We start from the raw sequence: 1,123 nt of genomic DNA, 5'->3' as shown, positions 1-1,123 counted from the left end.
GGCGGCGGCGAGCCACAGCACCCACGCCGTGTGGATCTCCTCCGGCGGCGGCGCCGCGGGGTCGGTGGGCGAGCCGGGCTCGGCCGGCGTGCCCGACTGCTCGGGCCGGGCGGGCGGTCGCCAGGGACCGCTGGCGCGTGTCACCGCGAGCCCCAGCCTTCGGAGAGCAGGCGGGCGGCGTGAAGGGCCCAGTAGGTCAGGACGATGTCGGCGCCGGCGCGTCGGATCGACGTCAGGGACTCCATGACGGCCGGGTCGTGGTCGATCCAGCCGCGTTCGGCGGCGGCGGAGATCATCGCGTACTCGCCGGAGACCTGGTACACCGCCACGGGCACGTCGGAGATCTCGGCGGTCTGCCGCAGGATGTCGAGGTAGGACATGGCGGGCTTGACCATCACCATGTCGGCGCCCTCGTCGAGGTCGAGCTGGACCTCACGCAGGGACTCGCGCATGTTGGCGGGATCCTGCTGGTAGGTGCGGCGGTCGCCGCGCAGCGACGAGCCGACGGCCTCGCGGAACGGGCCGTAGAAGGCGCTGGCGTACTTGGCGCTGTAGGCCAGCACGGCCACGTCCTGGTGTCCCTCGCGGTCGAGGGCTTCGCGGATGGCGGCGATCTGGCCGTCCATCATCCCGCTGGGCGCCACGACGTGGGCGCCGGCGGCGGCCTGGGACACGGCGAGGTCGTTGTAGGCGACGAGGGTGGCGTCGTTGTCGACGATCTGCTCGCCGCGCGGGTCGGTGCCGAGGACGCCGCAGTGCCCGTGGTCGGTGAACTCGTCGAGGCAGGTGTCGGCCATGATCACGAGGTCGTCGCCCACCTCGGCGCGGACGGCCGCGAGGCCACGGTTGAGGATGCCCTCGGGGTCGGCACCACAGCTTCCGGTGGCGTCCTTGTCGGCGTCGAGCGGGACGCCGAACAGCATGATGCCGCCGAGCCCGGCCTCGGCGGCGGCGACGGCCTCGCGGCGCAGCGAGTCGACGGTGTGCTGGACGACCCCGGGCAGCGACGAGATGTCGCGCGGCGCGTCGATCCCGTCGGCGACGAACGCCGGCAGCACCAGCTGACGCGGCGCGAGCGTGGTCTCGGCGACGAGCCGACGCATGGCCGGCGTCGAGCGCAGTC

General features: G+C 73.6%; 1 protein-coding gene. It reads right to left on the bottom strand.

The window, feature by feature from the left end; translation table 11 throughout:
• Positions 1-140 precede the first annotated feature (140 nt).
• A complete protein-coding gene (gene hemB / locus G6030_RS12545) occupies positions 141-1,121 on the bottom strand; it encodes a porphobilinogen synthase (protein WP_241724340.1) in 981 nt (326 codons plus the stop codon).
• Positions 1,122-1,123: the final 2 nt, after the last annotated feature.

The organism is Dietzia sp. E1, assembly GCF_014145015.1.
In the GTDB taxonomy this organism is placed as follows: domain Bacteria; phylum Actinomycetota; class Actinomycetes; order Mycobacteriales; family Mycobacteriaceae; genus Dietzia; species Dietzia cinnamea_A.
This window is presented reverse-complemented; position numbering and strand designations above follow the sequence as displayed.